Source organism: Photorhabdus kayaii, from assembly GCF_025384895.1.
Classification (GTDB): domain Bacteria; phylum Pseudomonadota; class Gammaproteobacteria; order Enterobacterales; family Enterobacteriaceae; genus Photorhabdus; species Photorhabdus kayaii.
In genome coordinates, this window is sequence record NZ_JAJAFZ010000193.1 from 1 (window position 1) to 1,010 (window position 1,010).

The window sequence follows — 1,010 nt, forward strand, 5'->3', positions numbered from 1 at the left end:
AATAAAGTTGGCCGACTCTCTTTGAAAATCGACCAACATCCTAATTTAAAACATGCGCTAAAATTATCAACCAAAGCCATTGCTCACCAATGGGATAAAGCAGGGATTGGCGCGATAAAGGGATATAGTCAAACAATTATACAAAGTGAAAAAATGGTTAAATGGATGAAATATGGTGGCCGGGTTGCCATTGGTCTGGATTTTGTTGATACCACCGGACAGATTATTGATGCCTGCAACTATAGGCAAACAAGACAATGTGAAAAAGTGGCTATCAAGGAATATAGTAAATTTGCTGGTAGAACAGGAGGTGGGATAGCCGTAGGATATGGTGGCAGTATAGCAGCAGGCGCAGCATGTGCTGCCCTTGGGTTTGCAACTGAAGGATTAGCTGTTGGACTTTGCATGGCTGGTGGCGGTTTAGCTGGTGGTTATGCCGGTAGTAAAGGTGGAGAATGGTTCCTTGAACTTATTGTTGAATCTTCAATGGGATTTTAATATGAATAGAATAACTTTTATCATCTTGGTTATTTCTTATATCTCTTTCAACCTTTTTCTCATTATATCAATAGCCATTTACAAAATAAATCAAAAAAAGATGGATAAAATTATTGAATTATATATGGAAAAAGGTTTTTGCTTATCAACAGCAGCATACATGGGTCATTCTATGGGTATTCATGGTCAAATTCATCCTGCCGTATTTTTCTATAAATTATTAACAGGAAAAAGAATAAGGATAAATAGACCTAATAGTAAATATATGCCACAAGAGTCTTACGATTTCATTCAAAATTTACCCTCCAATTTGACCCACTGGATAAAAATATATTTCATCACTATCAATATAAGCCTTGTATCCTTCTCTATATCAATGGCAATATGCCTATTTCAAAAATACGCTTAATCATACTAAAAATTCAATGGGACTTTAATGTGAACATAATCACTCTTATTATTTTAATTATATTTTACATCTCTTCAACAATTATCCTTCTTATATCAATAGC

1 protein-coding gene and 1 pseudogene are annotated in these 1,010 nt (G+C 34.6%); both read left to right on the top strand.

Features of this window, described 5'->3' with window-relative positions; translation table 11 throughout:
• A pseudogene (locus LGZ98_RS23835) lies at positions 1 to 498 on the top strand (hypothetical protein); the annotation flags it as partial.
• Position 499: 1 nt separating this feature from the next.
• Positions 500 to 907: a hypothetical protein gene (locus LGZ98_RS23840; protein WP_113044418.1), complete on the top strand. Its 408-nt coding sequence runs from the start codon at positions 500 to 502 to the stop codon at positions 905 to 907.
• Positions 908 to 1,010 lie beyond the last annotated feature (103 nt).